The organism is Paenibacillus sp. FSL W8-0426 (assembly GCF_037969725.1).
In the GTDB taxonomy this organism is placed as follows: Bacteria; Bacillota; Bacilli; order Paenibacillales; family Paenibacillaceae; genus Paenibacillus; species Paenibacillus hubeiensis.
The window spans coordinates 1,801,275-1,827,535 of sequence record NZ_CP150203.1; the positions used below are offsets into that span (position 1 = coordinate 1,801,275).

Consider the following 26,261-nt stretch of genomic DNA (forward strand, 5'->3'; position numbering starts at 1 on the left):
TGTAGAATGATTGAAATTGCACGATAAAACCGCGATCATTACGGGGCAGGGTTCGCGTTCTGGTCAGGCTGCGTGCGAAAGTCAAGCAGATCGAGAATGCTCTGAGCGCTTTGCAGCGGGTGGTACTTCGCGATCTGCGCCAAATGACGCTTCCGCCTGCGAACGATATCCGGGTATTTGTGGAGCAGTCTGTTCATCCATTTGACGATCACGTCGAAGGAAGAGATAGACTCCCCGAGTCCTCTGGAAGTAAAATACTGCACATTCTCTTCTTCCTGGCCCGGAATGGGATTGTGGAACAGCATGGGAATGCCTTTGGCAAGCCCTTCCGAGCATGTCATGCCACCGGGTTTTGTGATGAGCAGGTCCGAAACTTCCATTAATTTGTCGATTTCTTTGGTATAGCCCATGATATGAATGTTTTCTTTCTGATAAGTAGGGTTCTGCTCCATGTCCGTTCTTGCTTTGTCATTGCGGCCCAAGCAGAAAATAATCTGAATATCCTCGTGCCAGCGCGTCAAAAACTGGTTGATGACTTCATCGCTGAGCATGCCCCAGCCGCCACCCATAACAAGTACGGTAGGCATGTCTTTTAAGCCGAACTTGCTGCGGATTTCATCTTTGCCTGGATGCTCCCAAAAACTCGGGTGCACGGGAATGCCTGTAACCCGAATGCGGTCTGAGGACACTCCGCGCAGCAGCAGTTTGGATCGTACCTCTTCGGTAGAGACGAGATACAGGTCGACTTCGGGGCTGATCCACGTTCCGTGCGCATCGTAATCGGTAATGACCGTGCACAGCGGCACCATGATGCCCAAACGTTTCAAGCGGGAGATGACCGCGCTTGGTATCGGGTGGGTGCATACGATGACATTGGGCCGAAGCTGGCGCACGATGCTGCGCGTATGCGTATAGAACAACTTGTGCAGGGCGAGCGTCGTGAACCGGTTCAGCGATTTTTTATACTGGTGTTTGTATACGTAACCCACCAGCTTCGGCTGTTTGGTTACCGTTTTTTTGTAAGCTGTAATGATCAGCGGCGCAACCCTGGGATTCAAAAAGCTTCCCAGTTCAAGCACCTTCGTCTGCACGCCAGGCGATAACTTGCGCAAACTGCTGGAAAGTGCATAAGCTGCCTGGGTATGGCCTGCACCAAAGCCTTCGGATAATAGGAGTATTCGTTTCTTTTCCACGCTTGCTTCACCTGTTCCTGCTAGGTTTTCCTTAGTCTAACATATCTGCTTTATGCCCATAATGCAACTGTTGCCAGTGCGACTAAAGTACCGATTGTTGCCCCTGCTAGTACGTCTGAGGGATAGTGCAGCCCGAGATAAATGCGAGAAAATCCGACAATAAGTGCAACCGGCAATAAAGCGCATAACAGAATGAAGTCCATGGCCATAAAAGGGACGGTCACCGAAAAGATGGCTGTAGTATGCCCGGATGGAAAAGAATGATCCGTAAGCGGGTTGCGGAACGTGATCGCATCCGGCAGTGCGAGATACGGCCTGATGCGAGGGTACAGCTTTTTGGCGATGGCAACAGGAATGTGGCTGACTGCCAAAGCGATGCAGGCCTGCAGCCCGGTTGTGCTCCACGGTGCCGGAGCCAGCAGCCATATCAACAAGGATACGGTGATCGAAGCGGTCGCTCCGCCGAGATGAGTGAAATAGTATAGCCAAAAATTCATAAAGCGATTATGAAGTCGACCATTAATCCACATGAAAACATTGCGATCATACTCTTGAAACTTAACGAATAAACGGCTCATTTTGGCCTCCTGCCAGTCAGGCCGCCCAGACGGCGGCGGTATTTCTGTCATTGTGCTTCCGGATCGCCCTGATTGTTATATAACCGTTTTTCGTGAAGTCGGGGTTATTCAGGTACATGTTTATCATATTTTTAAATGATGTCCTTTTCAAGAAGAAGACATGTAAAGAACGTAAAATGAATGTTAAACTATGGGTGGCCAACCAGTTTGCTTTTTGACTTGGACGAGCCAAAACGGCTACAATGATTCAATGTGGCGGAATGGGGTAAAGAAAATGTGAGTTTCTTTAGAACTTTTTGCCGGCCGTAAACGTTATTTTAGTGAAGTCTCTTTCCGACCAACGGCAGGAGGGTGAACACAAACAGGGACTTTAGAAATAAAAATAAAGGAAACGGCTGAAAATAGGATATAACGGGCATGAATCCAAGGGTGTGGTGCAACGGATTGCCAATTCAGCGTTTTAAGATCACATTTCTGCTTCAATACGTGGAATCGGGGTTTTGACAAATGGCTGAAAAGCATCCAAAATCGATAAAGCAGCAAACTGCTGGCAACCATGCCTGAGACATCTGCGTAGTAATCAAAGCAACGGGTCATATTCTGCATCAAACAAAAACAAACAACATGCAGAAACAAAAAAGACAAAAACGAAAAGCAAAAAAGGGTCTGAAAAAAAAGGGGGTAACAGAGAACGATGTTGGACGCTATATTCGTCACGCTGCAGGTCATTCTCGCGCTGCTGGCTGTGTACCAATTCACGTTTTCACTGTTCGGTCTGTATAAGAAAAAGAAAAAGAAGCATTACCCTGCGACAAAGTCCTTCGCGGTGCTGGTAGCGGCCCATAACGAAGAGCAGGTTATCGGGGCATTGATGGAAAATCTCAAGCAGCTGGATTACCCGAAGGATCTGTACGACGTATTCGTCATTTGCGACAACTGTACGGACAGCACGGCGCAAATCGTGCGCGAGCACGGATGGAATGCCTGTGTGCGCACCAACCCGGATCTGCGAGGCAAAGGATATGCCATCGAGTGGATGCTTAAATATTTATGGGGCCTGCCGCGCCAGTATGATGCGGTTGTCATGTTTGATGCGGACAATCTGGTTGACCGCAACTTCCTGCTCGAAATGAACAATGATTTGTGCAACGGAGCTCGCGTTATCCAAGGTTATATCGACACGAAAAACCCGGAAGATTCCTGGATCACTGCGGCTTACGGCGTATCGTACTGGTACATCAACCGTCTGTGGCAGCTGTCCCGCCACAACCTGAATATGGCGAACTTCCTTGGCGGTACGGGGATGTGCTTTGAGACCAATCTGCTGAAGGAAATCGGATGGGGCGCCACAAGCTTGGTGGAGGACCTGGAGTTTACCATGCGAAGCGTGCAACGCAACGTATATCCGGTATTCAATTACGATGCCAAAGTGTTCGACGAAAAGCCATTGACGTTCAAGGCTTCGGCCAGACAGCGCCTGCGCTGGATGCAGGGTCACTTTACCGTCGCGCGCAGATATTTCTTCCCTCTGTTGTGGAAAAGCATCAAGGAACGCAGTCTGGTCAAATTCGACCTTGCCATTTACGGTGCGAACGTTTATGTTGTCTTGCTGACGTTTTTGCTGACTGCGATAATGTGGGTCGATACAGCCGTATTCAACGGTCCGAACATCGCCAATATTTATGGATACTTCCCGCTTTGGGTCGGATTTCTGGCAATTGGTTTGAACATTTTGACGTTCCTGTTGTCGATGGCTCTCGAGAAAGTTAAATTTGCCAAAGTGTACATGTACCTGATCGTATTCCCGATCTATCTGCTCTCCTGGTACCCCATCACGTTCTATGCGTTCTTCACGCAGAACAACAAGCAGTGGAGCCATACGCAGCATACGCGGGTTGTACGTCTGGATGAGGTGCAGAGCAAACAAGGATAACGTTGAACGAGGCATGCGGCCATCGGCTGTGTGCCTTGATTCATAAAATGGTTGACAATGCTTTTCCAAAGTGATATATTGTTCTAGTGCTTTGAAAGAGAATAGACTGGAATCACAAGCAGAAGTCCGACTTCTCACCTGACCAACATATGTTGGCTGGTCAACGATCCCGATCATTATGAATTTATGTGAAGTATGTTCATGAGGAATGGTGTTGATTACAGGGATGTCGGTAGCTAGACCGGCATCCCTTTTATTTTTGTGTAACAGGATATTCAAAATGACCTGGAGGTGGACTGTTATTAGTAAAGATCACATGATTAATGATGAGATTCGGGCGAAGGAAGTACGCCTTGTCGGAGCTGAGGGAGAGCAAATCGGGATTAAGCCCATTCGTGAAGCGCTGCAAATGGCGATTGATCTGAACCTGGATCTGGTCAATGTGGCTCCGCAGGCTAAACCGCCGGTATGTCGCATCATGGACTATGGCAAATTCCGCTATGAGCAGCAAAAGAAAGAAAAAGAAGCCCGTAAGAACCAGAAAATTGTGGATATCAAAGAAGTATGGTTCCGTTCCAATATCGAGGAGCATGATTTCCAAACGAAGCTTCGCAATGTAGTTAAGTTTTTGAAAGAAGGCGACAAAGTGAAATGTTCCGTGCGTTTCCGCGGACGGGAGATTACACACGCTTCGGTTGGTCAGAAAATTTTGGAACGCGTCAAAACGGAAGTTGCAGAACTCTGCACCGTTGAGCGCCAACCGAAACTGGAAGGCCGCAGCATGATTATGATTCTGGCTCCAAAAGCCTGATAACATTGAAGGAGGAAACACAACATGCCTAAAATGAAAACACACAGCAGTTTGAAAGGACGCTTCAAAATCACCGGTTCCGGTAAAGTCCTGCGTTACAAAGCTCACAAAAACCACTTGCTTTCCCACAAATCCAAACGTGCTAAACGCGTCCTGAACGGCAACCCGGTTATGGCTGCTGGAGACGTAAGACGTTTGAAACAAGGTCTGGCTAACCTGAAAGGCTAATTCAAAAATTCGTACGTGATATGGGGGGACGGCCTCGGCTGTACGCATATCAGGATACATTTAATATTTATTTGGGAGGTTCTTTAATATGGCAAGAGTAAAAGGCGGTTTTGTAGTACGTCGTCGTCATAAGAAAGTATTGAAACTGGCTAAAGGTTATTTCGGTTCCAAACACCGTATTTTTAAAACAGCTAACGAGCAGGTCATGAAATCCCTGGTATACGCATACCGTGACCGTCGTCAAACGAAACGCAACTTCCGCAGACTGTGGATCGTTCGGATCAACGCAGCAGCTCGTCAAAACGGACTGTCCTACAACAAGCTGATCCATGGATTGAAATTGGCTGGCGTAGACATGAACCGCAAAATGCTGGCTGATCTGGCTGTTAACGACATCAACGCGTTCAACTCCTTGGCTACTGTAGCCAAAGGCAAACTTAACGCTTAATCAAGAAACGCAATTCCAAGCCGCCGTACCTATATGGCGGCTTTTTCTACGCCACAATCCTTAATTGCATACTCTGCCTGAACGGAGGAGACACTGGAAATGTAGTGGCGGAAAGGATATCAGCTTAGTCACTTACATATCATTGGCTGTGTGAAATAATGCAAGTTTTTTTGAGTAAAATCAAGTTGGAAATATAACAAGAGTCACATTTTTGTCATATAACGTAACATCGTTTTGACGTTAGTGTGTTAAATCGCTAAATTTTAAAGCGTTTCCAACAAAAAAAGTGCAAAAATAAGTGAACTTTGCTAAGGAACATCTAGATTTATACACTGGTTAAATGTATAATCACCTCTGTAGGCTAGTCCTAAACTTTTCTTTCTTGGTCATAATGTTCGGTTTTTCGACAGATCAACGGGCTGGATCAGCAAGGAATTAAGGTTTATTGCTTGATAAACCATACATTCCAATGATTATCTGCGTCTGATATCTGTTCATTTCGTCCAATATGGCTCGGATTGGAATTAGGTATATATCATTAAGGGGGAACAGATTAAATGAAGAAGTTTTTGAGCTTGTCCTTGTCGATGCTGCTTGCCGGTTCCGTACTGCTTGCAGGTTGCGGCAGCAAACCTGCTGAAGAAAATAATGCAGGTGGAAGCACTGAAGCACCTAAAACGGAAACTGCCAGCGATGTGACGATCGGTATGGTAACCGATGTCGGCGGCGTTAACGACAAATCCTTTAACCAATCCGCTTGGGAAGCTCTGCAAGCAACAGAGACTGAAACCGGAGCGAAAGTAAAATACCTGCAATCCAAAGCTGATGAAGAGTATATTCCTAACTTGAACGAGTTTGTTAAAAACAACTACTCCTTGACTTGGGGAATCGGGTTCCAATTGGCTGATGCGATCAAAACGGTTGCTGACCAAAACCCGGATGCCAAACTGGCCATCATCGACAGCGTTGTGGATGCGCCAAACGTTAAATCCGTAACCTTTGCTGAAGAAGAAGGATCTTACCTCGTAGGCGTTGTTGCCGGACTGAGCACAAAAACGAACAAAATCGGTTTTGTCGGCGGTATGGACAGCCCGCTGATCAAAAAATTTGAAGTTGGCTTCAGAGAAGGCGTAAAAGCTGTAAATCCGGATGCCGAATTTATTTCCAACTACACAGGCGCGTTCGACAAGCCTGACCTTGGTAAAGCAGCGGCAGCGACACTGTACAACAAAGGCGTAGATATCATTTTCCACGCTTCGGGCGCAACAGGAAACGGTGTGTTCAACGAAGCGATCGCTCGCAAGAAACAAGGACAAGACGTATGGGTTATCGGTGTCGACAAAGACCAATCCCTTGAATTTGGCGACGATGTGACCCTGACTTCCATGATCAAAAAAGTTGACGAAGCGGTTAAACGCGTGAATAAAGAAGTGATCGACGGTACGTTCAAAGGCGGAGCAGAAAATCTGACTCTGAAAGAAAACGGCGTAGGCATCGCAGACACATCCACGAAAAACGTATCCAAGGAAATCCTGGACAAAGTGGAAGAGTACAAACAAAAAATCATCAGCGGCGAAATTAAAGTACCTACCGAATAATATGGTTTGCAAATAAGGAAATACGTCATTGGGCCGGTCTTGACCGGCCTTATGATTGCCCGCAGCTTATCTTGGCCAGCGAAACCTCCAAAAGGAGCGTTTCAGACATATTGCATGAAGAACAATCGCAAGAAGCATTCGGTCTAACAATTAACGTCGATGGACGTTTTTCTTTCGTTTTGCGGAACCACACACTATATCAGTTATAAGGGTGATTACATGGGTGCAGGAACCCCCGTCGTTGAGTTAAAACAAATCACGAAGCGTTTCCCAGGCATTGTTGCCAACGACGCTATCAGCCTTCAGCTTCGAAAAGGCGAGATTCATGCTTTATTGGGCGAAAACGGTGCTGGTAAGTCAACATTGATGAATATTGTATTTGGCCTCTATCAGCCGGATGAAGGATCCATTGAGGTGAACGGCAAGCCGGTGATCATTGATAGTCCAAACAAAGCGATTGAGCTTGGCATCGGCATGGTGCATCAGCACTTTAAGCTTGTCCAGCCGTTCACGGTAACAGAGAACATTATTTTGGGATCTGAGCCTACCAAAGGTCCCAACATTAACTATAAAAAAGCAGCAGCAGAAGTACAGCGCCTGTCCGAACAATATGGACTTCAGGTGAACCCGCATGCCAAAATCCACGATATCTCGGTGGGTATGCAGCAGCGCGTTGAAATCGTGAAGACCTTGTATCGCGGTGCGGACATTCTGATCTTTGACGAGCCTACGGCCGTATTGACTCCGCAGGAAATCAAAGAATTGATGCAGATCATGAAGAAGTTGGTGGCCGAAGGCAAATCCATTATTTTGATCACGCACAAGCTGAAAGAAATCATGGAAATTTCCGATACGGTTACCATCATTCGCCGAGGCAAAGTCATCGATTCGGTGAAAACGTCGGAAACCAACCCGAACGAGCTGGCCGAAAAGATGGTTGGACGCAACGTAACGTTTAAGGTAGACAAAAAACCTGCGACTCCGGGTGCGAACGTGCTGGAAGTCAGCAATTTGTCGTCCAAAAACAAGGAAGGCATTTCCGTTCTGAATCAGCTTAACCTGAATGTGCGCGCCGGAGAAATCGTCGGCATTGCAGGCGTTGACGGCAACGGCCAGAGCGAGTTGATCGAAGCGCTCACCGGCCTGCGTAAAGTGGACGGCGGCTCCATTCGTTTGCAAGGGAAAGAACTTGCCAACCAGTCTCCGCGTTATATCTCGGAATCCGGGTTAGCGCATATTCCCGAAGATCGGCATAAACATGGACTTGTTCTCGATTTTTCCGTTAGTGAAAACATTGTTCTGGAGTCTTATTACAAGGCGCCTTATACCCGCAGAGGGTTCCTCAATTTTGACGCGATCAAAAAACAAGCCAAAAGGCTGGTCGAGGCGTTTGACGTGCGTACACCAAGCATTGAAACGAAAGCCCGCTCTTTGTCGGGAGGGAACCAGCAGAAAGCGATTATCGCGCGCGAAGTCGACAAAAATCCGGAGCTTCTTATCGCTGCTCAGCCAACCCGCGGTTTGGACGTTGGTGCGATCGAGTTTGTGCAAAAGCAATTGATTGCCCAGCGGGATCAAGGGAAGGCCGTTTTGCTGATTTCGTTCGAACTGGATGAGATCATCAACGTGTCTGACCGCATTGCCGTCATCTACGAGGGACGGATTGTGGGCGAGGTGCTGCCGGAAGAAACCAATGACAGGGAGCTCGGCTTGATGATGGCGGGCAGCACCCAAAAGAGAGGTACTGTGCATGAGTAACATATTGAAATGGTTTACCCGAGATTCCTTTATTTTGCCTGTTGTGGCCATCGTCATGGGATTGATTTTGGGCGGAATCGTCATGCTGTTCGGTGGATACAACCCGGTTGAAGCATATAGCGCGCTGTTCACCAAAGTGTTTGGCGATATGTACAACTTCGGCGAAGCCGTGCGGGAGATGACACCGCTCATCATGACCGGGCTTGCGTTTGCATTCGCTTCGCGCGCAGGTTTGTTTAACATCGGGGGAGAAGGTCAATTTCTCGTAGGTATGACGGCTGCGACGTTTGTCGGGGTTAAATTTGCAGGTCTGCCTATTTATATCCATGCACCGCTCGCCATGATCGCGGGAGCCCTTTTCGGTGGACTGTGGGCGGCGATTGCCGGTTATTTGAAGGCTGCGCGTGGCGTAAACGAAGTGATCAGCAGTATCATGCTGAACTGGATCGGGCTTTATCTGGCTAATTTGATCGTGCGCCAATTTCTGCTGCTTCAGGGCGAAAACCGTTCCGTCGATATTAGCGAATCGGCTTCGATCAGTTTGAACTGGCTGTCTGAGTTGATGGGCAATTCCCGCGTGCATTTGGGTACGCTGATCGCTCTCGTTTTGGCCGTGGTCTTTTATATTTACATGTGGAAAACGAAACAGGGTTATGAAATCCGTGCTGTAGGTCTCAACCCTAATGCGGCCGAATATGCGGGCATGCACGTAAATCGCAACATTGTCAAAGCGATGTTCATCAGCGGTATGCTTGCAGGTCTTGGCGGAGCGTTCCAGGTTCTGGGCGTATTCCAATATCAGACCGTGATGTCCGGTTCTCCGGGAACGGGCTTTGACGGCATCGCGGTAGCGTTGATTGGTTTGAATCATCCGTTCGGCGTTCTGCTCGGAGCGTTGTTGTTCGGTACGCTTACTTATGGCTCTGCGGGGATGAGCTTTGCTGCGGATGTGCCGCCTGAAATCATTCGGATTGTGATCGGTTCGATTATCTTCTTCATTGCGGCACAAGGCATCGTGCGCTGGGTACTTAAACCGTTCTATTCCAAGCGCAAGAAAGAGAAGGTGTTGTAGATGGACTTGTTGACAATTGGGCAAATTATCAATACGACGCTTGTCTTTGCCACGGCATTGATTTTTGCATCCCTAGGCGGAATTTTTTCGGAAAAGTCCGGTGTAACCAACCTCGGAATTGAAGGTTTCATGGTCTTTGGCGCGTTTGCGGCAGGGATTGGTGCACACTATGCTCAGGAAGCGGGCATGGGGGGAACGACTTCGGCATGGATGGGTGTACTGTGCGCTGTTTTGCTAGGCGTACTGGTATCCTTGATTCATGCGGTCGCGTCCATTACGTTTAAAGCGGATCAAATCATCAGCGGGATCGTGATCAACTTCCTGGCGGCAGGAAGCACGCTGTATTTGGTTAAATTGTTGTTTGAAGGTTCCGGGGACTCCCCGTTGGTGCAAGGTTTCAACAAATTCGACGTGCCGCTGCTCAAGGATATTCCTTTGCTCGGTGAAGCGTTGTTCAAGAACGTATATCCGACAACCTATCTGGCGATCGTATTTGTTTTCCTGACGTATTACATCATGTTCAAAACACCTTTCGGTCTTCGGTTGCGTTCCGTGGGCGAGCACCCGAGTGCAGCGGATACTGTCGGTGTGAAAGTTCGCCGTTACCGTTATGTTGCGGTGATGATCAGTGGCGCGCTCGCAGCAGTTGGCGGGGCGGCCATTACATTGACAACGACAGGAACGTTCTCCCATAATACGGTATCCGGACAAGGGTATATTGCGATTGCAGCCATGATCTTTGGTAAATGGAACCCGATCGGTGCTTTTGGCGCGGCCGTATTCTTCGGTTTCTCGCAAGCGATCCGGAACTATGTACAGTTGTTCGAATGGACGCAAAGTATTCCCCAGGAAATTATTTATATGCTTCCATACCTGCTCACACTGATTGTGCTGATTGCTGCGGTAGGGCGTTCTTCCGCGCCATCCGCATTGGGCGAACCGTACGATCCCGGGAAAAGGTAGTTTCACCGACAAATGTGAACATCACCATATCAGGTTTTACCATAAAGGGCCCGCGTTTGCGGGCCTTTTTCTGTTACATTCATTCGTTTGGAAGCCGCTCAACAGGGTAGGGGGAATCCCCCAAATTTTTGGGCATGGACAAAGAAACAGGCGAACCATGCTTTGGACGAATACACTGTTTTGAACGATTCGAGGAGGAGGGGAATGTATGAGATCACGAATTACGCGTACTGATGCGATGAAGTTTGTTGGCCAAAATATCGTTGCGGTCAAAAAGGACGGAACTCGGGTTACTGGAAGACTGGTGAAGATATCCGGAAACAAGCTTGTGTTGAAACGCATAGACGGCAAAAAGGTTCGCACAAAAGCAATTTTGCCACTCGTTTTATTTGATTTGTTGGCTATTGCAACCTTGCCGTATGCTTATGGCCCTGGTTATGGAGCACCTGGACCAGGTTATGGGTCGGGTTCAAAACCGGGATGTGGAGCGGGGTATGGCCCTGGCTATGGGGCCGGGTACCCTGGGATTGGTCCTGGCTTCAGTCCTTATGGACCGGGCCCGCGTCCACCAGGATTTTAATAAAGACGATTGATTTCGCCCTTCCGGTCGAATGAATTATACCGATAGACGGTTGTTTGGGGGAGCAGAGGCGGCGACAAGGACCACGAAGGACGGCAAATGCCTAAATTGGTTTCGAGGAGACGGCGAAGAGTGCTCCTCTTTTCGAGCTCAGATGTTTTTTTCGAGCTCAAAGCAGCGGCTGATCATGATATATCGGATGATGCGATATCCTTGTTTTTGATAAAACTGAAGTCCTTTCATATTTCCTTCGTCCACCATGACTTTGGATATTTTGCAGCCGCGTGATGTGGCGAATGTTTCTGCTTTATGCAGGAGCGTTTGCCCGTATCGTTTGCGCTGTTCTTTGGCGGAAACGGCCATCATGTCGATGTACAGCAGCTCGCCATGCATGAGAAGATGGATGAAGGCCAAGGCTTCTTTGTCGGGACTCGGAGAAATCACGAAGGTCATGCCCCTGCTCATCCGCAGGGGTATTTCTTTGCGAATTTTGTTGATATCGTTCTCACCCATATGGGACAACGGAACAAGTTCGGTATCGATTAACCGCATGATGGCGGCATCGTCCAGTTTGGATTTGCGCTGCCGAATGACCATGCCGGGCCTCCTTTCGTAAGAGGTCTTGGTGCTCGTATATTTTATGCCTGGATGAAGTTGAAAGGTGACTGAATGAAAGAGTGAAAATGGGTTATGTTAAACGATGGAAGCGTTGAAAGAAATGCTTAAGCTATGTCCTGTTCCCAATATTGCGTATTGGATTCAGGGAGAAAAAATATTTTCATTTTGGAAAGCGCTGCGGGAAAGCGCCGTGTTTGTTACGAGCATATGAAACGGGCGTTCTGAAATTAATTAAAATCAGGTATTGACTTATCTGCTGCCGGGGTCATATAATGTTCCTAACATTTAACGAGAATATTTTATCGGCTATGAAGAGGACGAAGTTTTAAGGGCTCTTTTGCTCAGAGAGTGGCTGGATCTGCTGAAACCACCACCATTACCCCTTATATACGAGCTCACCTCGGAGCTGTTTTCCTGAAAAGCAATGGAGATCATTCCTTGCCTATTAGGGGGAATCGTATGCCTGCGTTACAGGCAACAGGTACGGGAACGACTTTGATCGTTTTACGTCATCGTCTTTTTAGTACCTGGTAAGGTCCGTTATTGCGAAATAGCGGGCAAAGTTGGGTGGTACCACGGAAGAACAACCTTTCGTCCCTCGCAAGCATCATTATGTTTGCAGGGATGGAAGGTTTTTTTTGTAACTTCAAATGTCAGAATGGTGTAAATTCCGAGAGGAGGATGACTGATGGGAGCTCATATTCCAGAAGTACGATCAACAGATGAATTACGTGAAAAATGGATGAAGCCGGAGGTCATTAGCGGTTCTGAAATTTTGCTGAGAAGCTTGCTGCTGGAAGGCGTCGAGTGTGTCTTTGGATATCCGGGCGGTGCCGTATTATATATCTACGATGCGATGTACGGCTTCGAAGATTTCAAACATGTGCTTACGCGCCATGAACAAGGTGCCATTCACGCAGCAGACGGTTATGCGCGGGCAAGCGGCAAGGTTGGCGTGTGCATCGCGACTTCCGGGCCGGGGGCGACGAACCTGGTTACAGGCATTGCCACGGCTTATATGGATTCCGTACCGCTCGTCGTTATTACGGGGAATGTCGTTTCCAGCTTGATTGGTTCGGATGCATTCCAGGAAGCAGACATTACCGGCATCACGATGCCGATCACGAAACACAGCTATCTGGTCAAAGATGTCGAGGATCTGCCGCGTATCATTCACGAAGCATTCCACATCGCGAACACAGGACGCAAAGGCCCGGTGCTTATCGACATTCCGAAAGATGTTTCGGCCAATAAAACGTTGTTCGAGCCACTGACAGGTCCGGTTACGCTGAGAGGATACAATCCAACGACGGTACCGAACAAGCTGCAGATCGATCGTCTGGCCCAAGCGATTCAGGAAGCGGAACGTCCAATGATCATCGCTGGCGGCGGTGTCGTTTACTCGGGCGGACATGAAGCGCTGTTGGAATTCGTGGAAAAAACGGGCATTCCGATTACGACAACATTGCTTGGACTCGGCGCTTTCCCAAGCGGTCATGAACTGTGGACGGGAATGCCGGGCATGCACGGAACGTACACGTCCAACCAAGCCATCCAGCAAGCCGATTTGCTGATCAACATCGGGGCACGCTTTGATGACCGGGTAACGGGCAAGCTTGACGGCTTCGCACCGCTTGCAAAAATCGTGCATATCGACATCGACCCGGCAGAGATCGGTAAAAACGTTGCCACTGACATTCCGATCGTAGGAGATTGCAAAACGGTTTTGGAATTGGTCAACAAGGAAGTGCAGCGTGCAGAACGTGCGGATGCCTGGAGAGATCAGATCAAGCAGTGGAAACAGGAAAAACCTTACCGTTACAACGATTCGAACGAAGTGCTGAAACCGCAATGGGTTATTGAAATGCTGAATGAAACGACCAAAGGCGAAGCCATTGTAACAACGGACGTCGGTCAGCATCAAATGTGGGCGGCCCAGTATTACAAATTCAACCAACCACGTTCATGGGTAACTTCAGGTGGTTTGGGAACGATGGGCTTTGGATTCCCGTCGGCGATCGGCGCGCAGATGGCAAACCCTGACAGGCTGGTTATTTCCATCAATGGCGACGGCGGCATGCAAATGTGTTCCCAAGAGCTTGCAATTTGCGCGATCAACAACATACCGGTCAAAATCGTCATCATCAACAACCAGGTGCTCGGTATGGTTCGTCAGTGGCAGGAGCTCATTTACGACAACCGCTACAGCCACATCGATCTGGCAGGAAGCCCGGATTTCGTAAAATTGGCTGAGGCTTACGGCGTTAAAGGCCTTCGTGCAACCAACAAAGAAGAAGCGCAGCGTGCTTGGCAAGAAGCCTTGGACACAGACGGTCCGGTCGTTGTAGAATTTGTTGTAAGCAAAGAAGAAAATGTGTATCCGATGGTTCCGCAAGGAGCAACGATCAATCAAATGCTGATGGGAGATGCTGAGGAATGATAAGACATACGATATCGATTTTGGTCAACGATCAGCCTGGTGTCCTGCAGCGTGTTTCTGGATTGTTCGGTCGGCGCGGTTTCAATATTGAAAGCATTACAGTAGGTCAATCGGAAGAGCCGGGATTGTCCCGGATGGTCATTGTGACGGTCGGCGATGACAAAACGATCGAGCAAATCGAGAAACAACTGTACAAAATTATTGATGTCATCAAAGTTGTAGACTTTAGCATCAAGCCAATGGTTGCCCGCGAGCTCGCTTTGATCAAAGTGAAGTCCGAACCGGCGGAACGTCCGGAAATTATGGGCGTCGTAGAAACGTTCCGCGCAGCGGTCGTGGATATCGGTCCAAACAGCCTGATGGTTCAAGTGGTTGGGGATACCGACAAAATCGATGCGATGATCGAGCTGCTCAAGCCTTATGGCATTCGCGAATTGTCCAGAACCGGCGTAACGGCCCTTGTTCGGGGAAATGCATAAAGCGCATCGAGCAATGAGGATTCCTCCTCACCCGCGAATGTAAACGAATAAGTTAACCAATGGATTGATACAAGCTAACATTTTAGTGATGTAACGCTTGAAAAGAGAGATACATCCCCGCTTTAATGGGCGGGTGTCTGAATGGATCGGAGCATGTAAACCCCATGCATCACGGTTTCGCCGGCTATGGTCCACGGTCCCTTGAGACACCCGCTCATTATTGAAGGGTTCTTTACAAAATAAAGGAGGACTTAAAACATGGCAGTTACTACTTATTATGAACAGGATGCAGAGCTTAGCGTATTGAAAGGAAAAACGATCGCCGTTATCGGTTATGGCAGCCAAGGCCATGCCCAAGCACAAAACTTGCGCGATAGCGGACTGAATGTGGTTATCGGACTTCGCGAAGGTAAATCGTACGATGCAGCAAAAAACGACGGCTTTGAAGTATTGTCTCCGGCAGAAGCAACAAGCCGCGCTGACGTGGTTCAAATCTTGCTGCCTGACGAAACACAAGCAGCTGTATACAAAAACGAAATCGAACCAAACCTGAAAAAAGGCGCAGCTTTGCTCTTCTCCCACGGTTTCAACGTTCATTTCGGCCAAATCGTTGCTCCAAAAGACAGCGATGTATTGCTGGTAGCTCCTAAGTCCCCTGGCCACATGGTACGTCGTACGTACGTGGAAGGATTTGGCGTACCTGGCTTGATCGCGATCGAGCAGGATGCAACAGGCAAAGCCAAAGAAATCGGCCTTGCTTATGCAAAAGGTATCGGCTGCACGCGTGCAGGCGTGATCGAAACTTCCTTCCGTGAAGAAACAGAAACAGATCTGTTCGGTGAGCAAGCTGTTCTGTGCGGTGGCGTAAGTGCCCTTGTAAAAGCAGGATTCGAAACGCTGACAGAAGCAGGATATGCTCCTGAAATGGCATACTTCGAGTGTCTGCATGAGCTGAAACTGATCGTTGACCTGATGTACGAAGGCGGTCTGGCTAGCATGCGCGACTCCATCAGTAACACGGCTGAATACGGTGACTATGTAACGGGTCCTCGCGTCGTAACTGAAGATACGAAAAAAGCAATGAAAGAAGTGCTTTCCGATATCCAACAAGGTAAATTCGCTCGCGACTTTATCCTTGAAAACCAATCCGGTCGTGCGTTCTTGACAGCAACTCGCCGCAACGAGTCCGAGCACCCAATCGAAGTGGTCGGCGGTCAATTGCGTGAAATGATGCACTGGATCAAAAAGTAAGTCCTGTTTTCATTTGATCTTAATCTTACAGCTTCAACGGAAAATAGCGGCCATGCTTATGCGTGGGCCGCTATTTCTGATACGAGAAAGGTACCGTAAGGAGAGAAGATGCCATTACGTCCTCTGTCGACCAGCACAAAAATAAAGTCTGACCCGGCTTTTTTGCATAAGGGTCAGACTTTATTTGCGTTAATTGCGTTATATGATAAATGCTATTGCCTAAATCTGTTCATGCACAGCAGACGTTACCAAGCATAAGCGTTTGGTGCGTGTCCACCAGGCCCTGGGAAAATCTCGTCCAGGCGCTTGAGCACTTCCGCATCGAGCGTAACCTCAAGGCATTTGAGCGCCGTTTCGAATTGCTCCAAGGTACGTGGGCCGATAATCGGTGCGGTAACCGCCGGGTTGGCGGCAACCCAGGCCAGGGCGACGGTATCCTGCGGTTCGCCAAGCTCGCGGCACAGGGCGGCGAATTGTTCCAGCTGCTGCTGCTGACGGTCGATGCGTTCGGCAATGCCGCTGCTGCGTGAGCCTTCCAGCTTCTGGAGCGCGTTGCGTCCGAGCAATCCGCCATCCAGCGGGCTCCACGGAATGACGCCAAGCCCGAGCTCTTTGGCGGCAGGCAGCACTTCCAGTTCCGGCAAACGGCAATTTAGGCTGTATTTGTGCTGTTCGGACACCAGGCCGAGAAAATGGCGGTTTTTGGCTTCGCTCTGGGCAATGGCAATCTGCCAAGCGGCGAAGTTGCTGGAACCGACGTAACCGATTTTTCCTTGATGGACGGCATTCTCGAACGCTCCCCACAGCTCGTCCCAAGTAACGGCAGGGTCCACATGATGCATCTGGTACAGTTCGATATGATCCGTTTGCAAACGGCGGAGGGAGCCTTCCAGATGGCGCCTGATTTTATATGCAGAGAGACCGCTTTCATTGTTGGGACCATCGGTGTCGTCGTGCATGGAGCCGTATACCTTGGTGGCAAGCACGACTTTTTCCCGGCGGTTGCCGCCTTGTTTGAACCAGCGCCCGATGATTTCCTCCGTTAGCCCGGAGTTTTCTCCCCAACCGTAAATGTTGGCCGTGTCGAAGAAGTTGATTCCGGCGTCCAATGCCGCATCCATGATGCGGAAAGCTTCCTTTTCATCCGTAGCGGGTCCAAAGTTCATCGTGCCGAGACAGATCCGGCTTACCTTGAGTCCTGATTTTCCCAAGTACGTGTACTGCATGATTACAATCCCTCCTGTACTAACCTGAAATGGAATTACCGTTTCCATTGTAACCCATACGGAAGGGGACGAACAACGACGCTCACTCTCTTATAGGCAAAATCTATTAAAGTCATAGATTGTATATCTTGGTCAAATGGACGTGTAATATGATAAAAAGGAGAGAGTTGATTCAACGATACGTTTGAAATGAATGAAACGATGTAAGGAGAGGACAACCATGGCAGATGTAAAAAAGATTGCAGTTATCGCGGGTGACGGAATCGGACCCGAAGTTGTGGCCGAGGCGGAAAAAGTATTGAAACGCACCGAGGAAGTATTTGGTTACCGTTTTGAAACAGAGCATGCTCTGTTCGGCGGAATCGCCATCGATGAGAAAGGAACCCCGCTTCCTGAAGAAACGCTGGCTGTATGTAAAAGTGCTGACGCGGTTCTGCTTGGTGCCGTTGGCGGTCCGAAATGGGATAATAACAGCAAGGAGCTTCGCCCGGAAACCGGTTTGCTCGGCATTCGCAAAGAGCTTGGCTTGTTCTCGAACCTGCGTCCGGCGGTCGTGTTCGATTGCCTGAAGGATGCTTCCACGCTTAAACCTGAAGTGTTGGAAGGAACGGACCTGATGGTCGTACGGGAACTGACGGGCGGGATTTACTTCGGGGAGAAGTTCAGACGCGAAAGCGATCAAGGTCAAGAGGCCGTGGATACATGTGCTTATAATGTTACGGAAGTGGAAAGGATCGTCCGCCAGGCATTCGAAATCGCGCAAGGACGCCGCAAAAAGCTGGCTTCCGTAGACAAAGCGAACGTGCTCGAAACCTCCCGCCTCTGGCGCGAAGTCGTTAACCGCGTGGCTCCGGACTATCCGGACGTTGAACTGGAGCATGTATTGGTCGACAACTGCGCGATGCAATTGCTGCGCCGCCCGGCCAGCTTTGACGTGATCGTTACGGAAAACATGTTCGGCGACATCCTTAGCGATGAAGCAGCGATGCTGACCGGTTCGATCGGCATGCTCGCCTCCGCGTCGCTGGGTGAAGGCAGCTTTGGCCTTTATGAGCCGGTGCACGGCTCCGCTCCGGATATCGCCGGCCAAGGCTTGGCGAATCCGATCGCTACCATTCTTTCGCTCGCCCTGATGTTCCGTACAACGTTCGGTTATGCGGAAGGCGCCGATGCCATCGAAGCGGCCGTATCCGAAGTGCTGAATGCCGGACACCGCACGAGTGATATCGCCGTGGACAAGAGTACGGCGATCAGCACCACCGAGATGGGCGACCTGATCGTTGCAGCGATCAAAAAACAAGCTTAATATGTATTGACCGTTCAAGCAGCCTTTTGCTTTCCGACAGGATCGTAGAGGGCTGCTTGTTTTCACGATTGCTGCACAGAATGTCAATAAATTTTCTTATTTATAATAATTATAAAAAAATAACGTTTATAATCTTGACTTTGATAAGTCCGAATGATAACATTTTAAATGTACTCGTTATGCGGTACACAACATCATTCATCGCAGGACAAGCGACATAGCGCGTCCTGATCTAAGCACTCCGCAAGGAGGCTTACATAATCCCAAAGGAGGAATTTTAGTTATGGCAGAACGTTTGGTTGGCAGACCAGCACCTGATTTTGCAATGGAGACAGTAACAGGAGACGGACAAGAATTTGGTTCCGTTAAACTGTCCGATTACCGCGGTAAATGGCTCGTATTTTTCTTTTATCCTTTGGATTTCACATTCGTGTGTCCTACTGAAATCACTGCTTTGAGCGATGCTTACGAGCAATTCAAAGCTTTGGATACCGAAATTCTCGGCGTGAGCGTTGACTCCGTGCACAGCCACAAAGCATGGATCAACACGCCTAAAGACAGCAACGGTTTGGGCCAACTGAACTTCCCGCTGGCTTCCGATATCACGAAACAAGTTGCTAAAGATTACGGCGTTCTGATCGAAGAAGAAGGCGTTGCATTGCGCGGGCTGTTCATCATCGATCCAGAAGGCGAATTGAAATACCAAGTGGTGAACCACAATGACGTAGGCCGCAGCGTTGAAGAAACGTTGCGCGTACTGCAAGCATTGCAATCCGGCGGATTGTGTGCAATGAACTGGAAACCAGGCGACAAAAACCTGTAAGCCGAATCAACTTGAACAATACAAGTTCAAGCCCTCACCCCGTAAGGGATGAGGGCTTTTTGCACCCTTTTTGTGAAAATTGCCCATGATTGTTGTTTAATAGAAGATAAATACGTGTTATTAATGTAAAATATAAATGTTAGGTATTTGGGGCTTCAAAAGAGGAATCGCTCCATGTAGAGTCGAATAGGGTATGAAAACCAGAATCATGTTGAACCATTGCTGAACATACTATTTTATAAATGTTGAATACGGATGAAACCATCCCCGGACGGAAGAGCCAGAGATACCCTGAAGGTCAATATCGGTTAATTTTCGGCACGTTAGAAGGAGGATGAACAAGAATGAGTTACTGCTGTGGGGCAAGTATGGTGGGAACAAAGGGCACACTGAAGCACTACCGAACCCAGGTTCATAATGTTCCCCTGCTGTTTTGCCCGGTATGCCACCGGGTCGAGGTGCATTACAAAGTGGAAAACGAATATGAGATTTTGGCTGAATACGCGCATGGAGACGGTGCTTCCGAAATCGACTTTCAAGACTACGTCACCGAGGACGAAGACGCCATCTTCGAAAACTGCATCAGCAGGGAGAGCGAGGATGCGCTTGTCATTGTACAGCGCCAAATCGACATGTCGCTTGATTTGCTGCGGCTTGCCAAGGAAATGAAGGATGAGAAGTGGGAAAGCGAGCTGAAACGACGCCTTGCCGTTATGAGCCAGCGCAGATTGAAGATTCAGCATAACAAAAGCGGACTCTAGGTGATGCCTTTATCCGCTGAATAGATGTTTTTTTCTGAAGCGAAGCGGATTCGCAGTTTGCGGATTGGCTTCGCTTTCATGCATTCATTTTGAATACAGCCGTCCGCCGATTCGAGTTTTTTCTTAAAATAATTTCCATTCGACACTTTCTCCGATTGACTCTCTTCCATAAACTTGTCTATGATAAAAACAGACTTGCGAAAGTGGCGGAGCAAAAATTGGTTTGTTTTTTGGAATAGGATAAGCTTAGAATGGAACCTTCATCTTATTTTTCGGGATCGTTTACTGGTTACCGGGAATGCAGAGCAGCCTGAGTTCCGGACATGCAATCCATATTTCGGCTAAGCTCCCTTAATGAAAGGGCACCGGTAATGAACAACAAAAATCGGCCCTTCCTGTTTCTGTGATGATATGATGTCCGAATGGCAAGTTTATCATTTACGTGAAAAGGAGGAACCTGACATGATTAGTGAATTTCAGGAAACAGTGATTCAACCAACAAACGGGCTTCCTAACGTGCATCTGGATAATAATAAGTATGAGAATGTGCTGGAGCATCTGGATAGCGGGATCATGTTGTTTGACAGCAACGGTGTTCTGACATTCATTAATGTTCAGATGGCGAAACTGTTGGAGCTGCCCAGAAGTTTGTTGAGTGGCTGCACCCTGATGGAAATGCTGCATCATCCGCAAATGAGCCGATACAAAAAAAAGAAGATCCTGCGTATTTATCGGGAGACTATCTTTCACCGTAAGCGCTATCATGAGCTTATTGATGAGTATGGAAGGCATTGGCTGGTTACCGTAACCTATGGCGACCAGATGGATGGAGATTTTTTATTCAGCGTTAAGGACGTGTCCGACTATAAACAAATCGAACAAACCGCTTATCAAAATGACAAGCTTGCGATGCTGGGACGTATTTCGGCTTCGATCGCCCATGAGATCCGCAATCCGCTAACGGCCATCCGCGGCTTCATTCAGCTGCTCCGTCCCCATCTGCTGCAGCTCGGCAAGGATGAATATGCCCGAATCATACTGACCGAGATCGATAGGGCGAATGATATCATTTATGAATTTCTGAACTCTTCGAAGCCTTCGGCACCTCAGAAGACCATTATGTCCGTGGATTCCCTTCTGAAAGAAGTGGTATTGCTCACAGAGAGCGAAGGTTTAATGAAGGGATGCGAGATCACGCTGGATGTGGCGACTGATGCGTCGATGAATGTGTCCATTGATGTCAAGCAAATTAAGCAGGTTATTCTGAATATGGTAAAAAACGCGATGGATGCCATCGAAGATGTAGGGGAGGAACATGCGGGGCTCATTCGCATTTCCACGGCCATAGAAAACCGATACGTTAAAATCTCCATCGCCGATAACGGACAGGGCATGGACCATAACACGCTTGTTCGCTTGTTTGATCCGTTCTTTACGACTAAAGAAAGCGGAACCGGACTTGGACTGTCGGTCAGTTACCGAATCATCAAAAACCATGGAGGCACGATTGCAGTGGAAAGCCAAAAGGGCGAGGGGACCCTTTTTATCATCAAGCTGCCACTGGTGTAACCCATGCCAAACAACAGGAGTCCGGCGAATTTGGCGGATGCCTGTTGTTTTTTTATTGGATGAAATGAGTTATCGTTATAAGGAATACGTTTACATAAATAGCGTTTTTGGAGAAAGGAAGGTAGGTGCGTCTTGGATATTCGGGAAATGGAACAGTTGAAAAATCATGTGTTGGAGCATGTCGGGCAAGTGATTGTAGGCAAAGATTTTACGGTGGAGCTGGTGTTGACGGCGATGGTTGCGTCAGGGCATGTGCTGCTTGAGGATGTGCCCGGCACGGGGAAAACGATGCTGGCCAAATCGATCGCTGCTTCGGTGGATTGCTCCTTTCAGCGCATTCAGTTTACGCCGGATTTGTTGCCATCCGATCTGACGGGCATTCACTTTTTCAATCAAAAGCAAGGGGATTTCGAATTCCGGAAAGGCCCTTTGTTCGCGAATTTCGTCCTTGCCGATGAAATCAACCGAGCCACACCGCGTACCCAGTCCAGTCTGCTGGAATGCATGGAGGAGGGCCAAATCAGCATTGACGGCATAACCAAACGGCTTGAAAAGCCGTTTGTCGTAATCGCGACCCAAAATCCAGTCGACAATCAAGGAACGTTCCCGTTGCCTGAGGCGCAGATGGACCGTTTCATGATGAAAATCCGTATGGGATATCCCAGTTTGGATGAAAGCATCGAGATTTTGAGACGTACCGTGGCGGGGAGATCTGCAGCTGCCTTAACCGCAATCGTCACGAGGGAGCGGTTACTGCAGGCTCAAGAAGCATATCGTTCCGTGCGAATCGAGGAAGATCTGCTGCGATACATTACCCATTTGGCGGAAGAGACCCGCAGCCATCCCGAACTGTCTCTCGGAGTCAGCCCCCGTGGAGCACAGGCGCTGCTAAAAGCTAGCCAGGCTTGGGCAGCGCTGCATGGCAGGGATTATGTGCTTCCTGATGATATCAAGCTGCTGGCCAAGCCCGTGCTGGCCCACAGATTGGTGCTGCGGAACAGAGTGCGCCAACAGGAAGGCATGGCGGAACGCATCGTTGACGATCTGCTTGGCCGAATCGACGTACCTACTGAAAATGCCGCTCTAGGCAGTGGGCGATAAGATGGCACTGCTATGGCTAATCGTTGTTGGAGGGGTTGTCATCGGACTGCATGGTCTGGTGTTTGGGCGCCCGGCTCTGCGAAGGATGACATATGCCAGGGAATTCAGCAAAAGGCGTTGTTATGCCGGGGAACAGGTTGAAATGATTGAAACGATCGCTAACGAGAAGCGTTTCTCGGTTCCTTGGCTCCGATTGGAGGCCATGATGCCAGGCTCGTTTATATTTCGAAGCGGCTCGGGTGTGGATATTAGCCAGGGAGACATCTATCAGAACCATAAAAGCATATTTACGTTAAAACCATTTACCCGCATTACCCGGAGGCATCCTTTTACATGCGCCCGTCGCGGGATTTACACCATGAATACGGTCACGATGACGGGAGGAGACTTGTTTGGGTTATGGAGTTTCTCCAAACCGCTGCCCGTGGAACTCTCTATGGTGGTATATCCTGCTTTGGTCGCTGAAGAGGATATGCCGGCCATATATCAGATCTGGCAAGGCGAGGTGGAGGTCTCGCGCTGGATCGTGGAGGACCCGTTCCTTATTTTGGGGGTGAGGCCATATGGCCCGACGGATCCGATGAATCGGATTCATTGGAAGGCAAGCGCGCGAACCGGCGAGCTGCAAGTGTACAAACAGGGATGGTCGGCTGATCCGCAGTCATGGATTATCGTGAACGTTCAGGAATCGGCAGAAATGTGGAGCGTGGTGACCCGCCCGGACGTGATCGAACGCGCGCTAAGTTATGCGGCCACGGTTGCAGGAGATGCTGTCCGCAGGGGGCTTCCTGTCGGTTTCGCGCACAACGGCTATCGGGCCAAAGGGGGGCAGGATCCGCTGCGCATTGAACCGGACTATGGAACGCCGCACCTGGAACTGCTGCTGGAGGCCATGGCTGAGGTAGAGCTCAAATGCATGACCCCGATGGAACAGTTTCTGCGGACCGAAGCAGAATATGGTGAACTTGCCGAGCAGGCGTACAGCTATCTCCTGATCACATCCTATGTTTCCGAAGCGATGGAGCGGGAGATTGCACGTTTGCAGGAACAGGGACACAAGGTGACTATTCTTCCTGTCGTCGAGGTACAGACTGACAGCAGGGCGGTGAGTGCGTGACAAAGGTTGAATTTTTTTCCGACGATCGTTGGTTCTGGCGTTCATTGTGGGCAGTATGGCTGCAAGGCATTTATATGTACCCGCTGCTTGTTGTCACCGGGCTATACTCAGGCACGCGTCTGCCTTTCATTCTCTTGATGGTTCATGGCGGGGCAGGACTGCTGGGCGTAATCGTAGGGAGAAGATATATGGGGACACGGAGAAAGGCATGGTTGCGCTTGGGCGCGTCATTCGTCATGGGCATGTTGGCCATGGTTGTTGCCTTGCCATTCTCATTACCCTTGTTGGATCTGGTTTCAGTGGCGGTATGGGGAACATTCGCCGCATATATGGGATTGACTCCCGAGCCTGAACTGAGATCCACGTTGAGCTGGAGGCTGCAAATGTTTGGCGTCGCTGGAGCAATTGTGGCAAGTGCCGTCTCCAGTCTGGAACCTTTCCGTGTTTTGCAGCCGTATAACAACACGCTCTATGTATCGGGGGGGATCAGCTTTGTTGCCTGGTTGCTTGGCATTTATTTCGCCCAACTGGACCGGGCCATGCTGAACGACGGCAATCGGAGAATGGTGCTGAAGGAATTTGTCAGGGCCAATCATGTCCGTTTGCTTGTCCTGTTGGTCGTGATTGGCGCCATTGGAGCTTTTCCAAGCTTGGCCGCCTGGCTGGTTCCGCTGCGAGACCGTTTGCTGTCTTGGATCCGATCGCTATTGGGTTCGTCTTCTTCCTCTGAACCGCCTCCGCCTCCTTCCGTTGCCAATGAGCCGTTGATGTTTCCTGGTGAAGCCGAGGGTTCGCCGGGAGAGCCGTCCATGCTGTGGAATATTCTCGGTTGGGCAGTCTTGGGACTCGTCGCAGTGGTCATCGTCTGGCTGGTTGTGCGCTTGGGCAAAAGAGTGTTCATCAAATGGGTTGAGCGTTTTAAACGTTGGCTGGAACCTGCCGAATCCAAGAAAGAGCCGATTACCGCTTATATGGATGTCAGCGAATCGCTGCAAGTGCCTGCGAAGAAACGAAAACCATGGTTTCGGAAAAAGGATTCGCTGCCGTCGGAAGATGCTGAACGTGTGCGTTATTATTACGGGCGCTGGATCAGAAATGCCAAGCGGTTGGGTGTGCGCTTACCGGATTCCTCAACCCCTTTGGAGGCGGCTGAGGTCATCGGTCGTGAGCGGGGCACCCATAAACGGGAGGAAAGCAGGCTGACCGAGGTTTTGCCGCATGCTTATAATGAAGTGCGATATGGAAATAAAGTTCCGGACCATGAGGCGCTGAAGGAAATCGACCGGATCTGGAAGTCCGAAAGAGCAAAATAAACCCGTAATCCCTTTACTTTTCTTGTGTCGTTCAAGTATCATGAGAGGAATACACAAGATGGTGAGAAAAGGAGCAAATAAATGAAGACAAATCATAGCAAAATTGTGGATTGTACGATCCGTGACGGCGGATTGGTCAATAACTGGGACTTTAGCGTGGATTTCGTTCAGCGGTTGTATGCCGGATTGAACGAAGCCGGCGTTGATTATATGGAAATTGGCTACAAAAATTCTCCCAAACTGCTCAAAGGCGCAGAAAACGCGGGTCCATGGCGTTTCCTGAACGATGATTTCCTGCGCAAAGTCATCCCGAACAAAGGCAACACAAAGCTGTCTGCTCTGGTTGATGTCGGCCGCGTGGACGAGAGCGACATTTTGCCCCGCAGCGAAAGCATGCTGGATTTGATTCGCGTGGCATGCTACAGCAAAGATGTGGACAAGGCGCTTGATCTGGTACAAACGTTCCATGATCGCGGATATGAGACAACGCTGAACATCATGGCATTGTCCAACGTGATGGAAAATGAATTGTTGGAATCGTTTGAACTGATCAAAGAAAGCTCGGTGGATGTAGTCTACATCGTGGATTCCTACGGCAGCTTGGATCACAATGACATGAAATACCTGGTGGAGAAATTCAAAACGCATCTGCCGAACAAACGTCTGGGCGTGCATACGCACAACAACATGCAGCTTGCCTTCTCCAACACGCTGGTGGCTGCCGAGCTCGGCGTAGAACTGCTCGACGCCTCCGTCTACGGCATGGGGCGTGCAGCGGGCAACTGCCCGACCGAATTGCTCGTTGCGCATCTGAAAGGGACCAAGTACAACTTGCGTCCGGTGCTTGGCGTACTGGAGGAATTGATGGTTCCGCTCCGTGAAAAAGAAGAGTGGGGTTACATCTTGCCTTATATGATCACTGGAACGTTGGATGAGCACCCTCGTTCGGCCATGGCGCTTCGTTCGTCCGAGAACAAGGATAAGGTTGTCGATTTCTATGACAAGCTTACAACGCCAGAAGTGAATTTTGACAAATAAAATAGGTCCATTTGCTGTTGTAGAATTTGAAAACACGAACTTCCTCAGGGGGTTCGT

General features: G+C 49.2%; 24 protein-coding genes. 20 read left to right on the forward strand and 4 right to left on the reverse strand.

The window, feature by feature from the left end:
• Positions 1–38: 38 nt before the first annotated feature.
• Positions 39–1,193, reverse strand: coding sequence for a glycosyltransferase (locus MKY59_RS08285; RefSeq protein ID WP_236416002.1), 1,155 nt, complete (start codon positions 1,191–1,193; stop codon positions 39–41).
• A 50-nt stretch (positions 1,194–1,243) separates the two neighbouring features.
• Entirely contained in the window at positions 1,244–1,771 is a 528-nt protein-coding gene (locus tag MKY59_RS08290; protein WP_236416001.1) for a phosphatase PAP2 family protein, read from the reverse strand.
• Positions 1,772–2,465: 694 nt separating this feature from the next.
• On the opposite strand from MKY59_RS08290, the gene MKY59_RS08295 reads away from it, so the two are divergent.
• From MKY59_RS08295 to MKY59_RS08335, 9 genes are all read left to right on the forward strand, one after another.
• Positions 2,466–3,704 carry a glycosyltransferase family 2 protein gene (locus MKY59_RS08295; protein WP_236416000.1) on the forward strand — a complete coding sequence of 413 codons (1,239 nt, stop codon included), beginning with the start codon at positions 2,466–2,468 and terminating at the stop codon, positions 3,702–3,704.
• Between the two features lie 316 nt (positions 3,705–4,020).
• Positions 4,021–4,515, forward strand: coding sequence for a translation initiation factor IF-3 (gene infC, locus MKY59_RS08300; protein WP_236416326.1), 495 nt, complete (start codon positions 4,021–4,023; stop codon positions 4,513–4,515).
• A gap of 24 nt (positions 4,516–4,539) precedes the next feature.
• Positions 4,540–4,743: a 50S ribosomal protein L35 gene (rpmI, locus tag MKY59_RS08305; RefSeq protein ID WP_017689665.1), complete on the forward strand. Its 204-nt coding sequence runs from the start codon at positions 4,540–4,542 to the stop codon at positions 4,741–4,743.
• Between the two features lie 88 nt (positions 4,744–4,831).
• Complete coding sequence (gene rplT, locus MKY59_RS08310) at positions 4,832–5,191, forward strand: 50S ribosomal protein L20 (protein ID WP_236415999.1); 360 nt, start codon at positions 4,832–4,834, stop codon at positions 5,189–5,191.
• Between the two features lie 557 nt (positions 5,192–5,748).
• A complete protein-coding gene (locus MKY59_RS08315) occupies positions 5,749–6,789 on the forward strand; it encodes a BMP family ABC transporter substrate-binding protein (RefSeq protein WP_236415998.1) in 1,041 nt (346 codons plus the stop codon).
• A 219-nt stretch (positions 6,790–7,008) separates the two neighbouring features.
• Entirely contained in the window at positions 7,009–8,547 is a 1,539-nt protein-coding gene (locus tag MKY59_RS08320; protein ID WP_236415997.1) for an ABC transporter ATP-binding protein, read from the forward strand.
• Positions 8,540–9,619: an ABC transporter permease gene (locus tag MKY59_RS08325; RefSeq protein ID WP_236415996.1), complete on the forward strand. Its 1,080-nt coding sequence runs from the start codon at positions 8,540–8,542 to the stop codon at positions 9,617–9,619. The genes MKY59_RS08320 and MKY59_RS08325 overlap by 8 nt, the downstream gene beginning before the upstream one ends.
• A complete protein-coding gene (locus tag MKY59_RS08330) occupies positions 9,620–10,582 on the forward strand; it encodes an ABC transporter permease (RefSeq protein ID WP_236415995.1) in 963 nt (320 codons plus the stop codon). It abuts the gene before it with no gap.
• A gap of 208 nt (positions 10,583–10,790) precedes the next feature.
• Positions 10,791–11,162 carry a hypothetical protein gene (locus MKY59_RS08335; protein ID WP_339277066.1) on the forward strand — a complete coding sequence of 124 codons (372 nt, stop codon included), beginning with the start codon at positions 10,791–10,793 and terminating at the stop codon, positions 11,160–11,162.
• A 150-nt stretch (positions 11,163–11,312) separates the two neighbouring features.
• Here the strand turns inward: MKY59_RS08335 and MKY59_RS08340 are convergent, their stop codons facing one another.
• Positions 11,313–11,759 (reverse strand): GNAT family N-acetyltransferase, encoded by a 447-nt coding sequence (locus tag MKY59_RS08340; protein ID WP_339277067.1) that lies wholly within the window; start codon positions 11,757–11,759, stop codon positions 11,313–11,315.
• Positions 11,760–12,468: 709 nt separating this feature from the next.
• Here MKY59_RS08340 and ilvB point away from each other — a divergent pair.
• From ilvB to ilvC, 3 genes are all read left to right on the forward strand, one after another.
• Positions 12,469–14,220, forward strand: a complete 1,752-nt coding sequence (gene ilvB, locus MKY59_RS08345) for a biosynthetic-type acetolactate synthase large subunit (protein ID WP_236415991.1) — start codon at positions 12,469–12,471, stop codon at positions 14,218–14,220.
• Positions 14,217–14,699: an acetolactate synthase small subunit gene (ilvN, locus tag MKY59_RS08350; protein WP_236415990.1), complete on the forward strand. Its 483-nt coding sequence runs from the start codon at positions 14,217–14,219 to the stop codon at positions 14,697–14,699. The genes ilvB and ilvN overlap by 4 nt, the downstream gene beginning before the upstream one ends.
• A 258-nt stretch (positions 14,700–14,957) precedes the next feature.
• Positions 14,958–15,950 carry a ketol-acid reductoisomerase gene (ilvC, locus tag MKY59_RS08355; protein ID WP_236415988.1) on the forward strand — a complete coding sequence of 331 codons (993 nt, stop codon included), beginning with the start codon at positions 14,958–14,960 and terminating at the stop codon, positions 15,948–15,950.
• A gap of 245 nt (positions 15,951–16,195) precedes the next feature.
• On the opposite strand, the gene MKY59_RS08360 is transcribed toward ilvC, so the two are convergent.
• The gene (locus MKY59_RS08360) at positions 16,196–17,176 is read right to left on the reverse strand and encodes an aldo/keto reductase (RefSeq protein ID WP_236415986.1); all 981 of its coding nucleotides are present in this window, start codon (positions 17,174–17,176) and stop codon (positions 16,196–16,198) included.
• A 220-nt stretch (positions 17,177–17,396) separates the two neighbouring features.
• Between MKY59_RS08360 and leuB the strand changes: the two genes are divergently transcribed.
• From leuB to MKY59_RS08400, 8 genes are all read left to right on the forward strand, one after another.
• Positions 17,397–18,482: a 3-isopropylmalate dehydrogenase gene (leuB, locus tag MKY59_RS08365; protein ID WP_236415984.1), complete on the forward strand. Its 1,086-nt coding sequence runs from the start codon at positions 17,397–17,399 to the stop codon at positions 18,480–18,482.
• Positions 18,483–18,765: 283 nt separating this feature from the next.
• Complete coding sequence (locus MKY59_RS08370) at positions 18,766–19,305, forward strand: peroxiredoxin (RefSeq protein ID WP_236415981.1); 540 nt, start codon at positions 18,766–18,768, stop codon at positions 19,303–19,305.
• A gap of 344 nt (positions 19,306–19,649) precedes the next feature.
• The gene (locus tag MKY59_RS08375) at positions 19,650–20,066 is read left to right on the forward strand and encodes a hypothetical protein (RefSeq protein ID WP_236415979.1); all 417 of its coding nucleotides are present in this window, start codon (positions 19,650–19,652) and stop codon (positions 20,064–20,066) included.
• Between the two features lie 462 nt (positions 20,067–20,528).
• Positions 20,529–21,635: an ATP-binding protein gene (locus MKY59_RS08380; RefSeq protein WP_236415977.1), complete on the forward strand. Its 1,107-nt coding sequence runs from the start codon at positions 20,529–20,531 to the stop codon at positions 21,633–21,635.
• 132 nt (positions 21,636–21,767) lie between these two features.
• A complete protein-coding gene (locus tag MKY59_RS08385) occupies positions 21,768–22,736 on the forward strand; it encodes a MoxR family ATPase (RefSeq protein ID WP_339277071.1) in 969 nt (322 codons plus the stop codon).
• A 1-nt stretch (position 22,737) separates the two neighbouring features.
• Complete coding sequence (locus tag MKY59_RS08390; RefSeq protein WP_339277073.1) at positions 22,738–23,853, forward strand: DUF58 domain-containing protein; 1,116 nt, start codon at positions 22,738–22,740, stop codon at positions 23,851–23,853.
• A complete protein-coding gene (locus MKY59_RS08395; protein WP_339277075.1) occupies positions 23,850–25,166 on the forward strand; it encodes a hypothetical protein in 1,317 nt (438 codons plus the stop codon). Before MKY59_RS08390 ends, MKY59_RS08395 begins: the two co-directional genes overlap by 4 nt.
• An 81-nt stretch (positions 25,167–25,247) precedes the next feature.
• The gene (locus tag MKY59_RS08400; protein ID WP_236415969.1) at positions 25,248–26,204 is read left to right on the forward strand and encodes an aldolase catalytic domain-containing protein; all 957 of its coding nucleotides are present in this window, start codon (positions 25,248–25,250) and stop codon (positions 26,202–26,204) included.
• Positions 26,205–26,261: the final 57 nt, after the last annotated feature.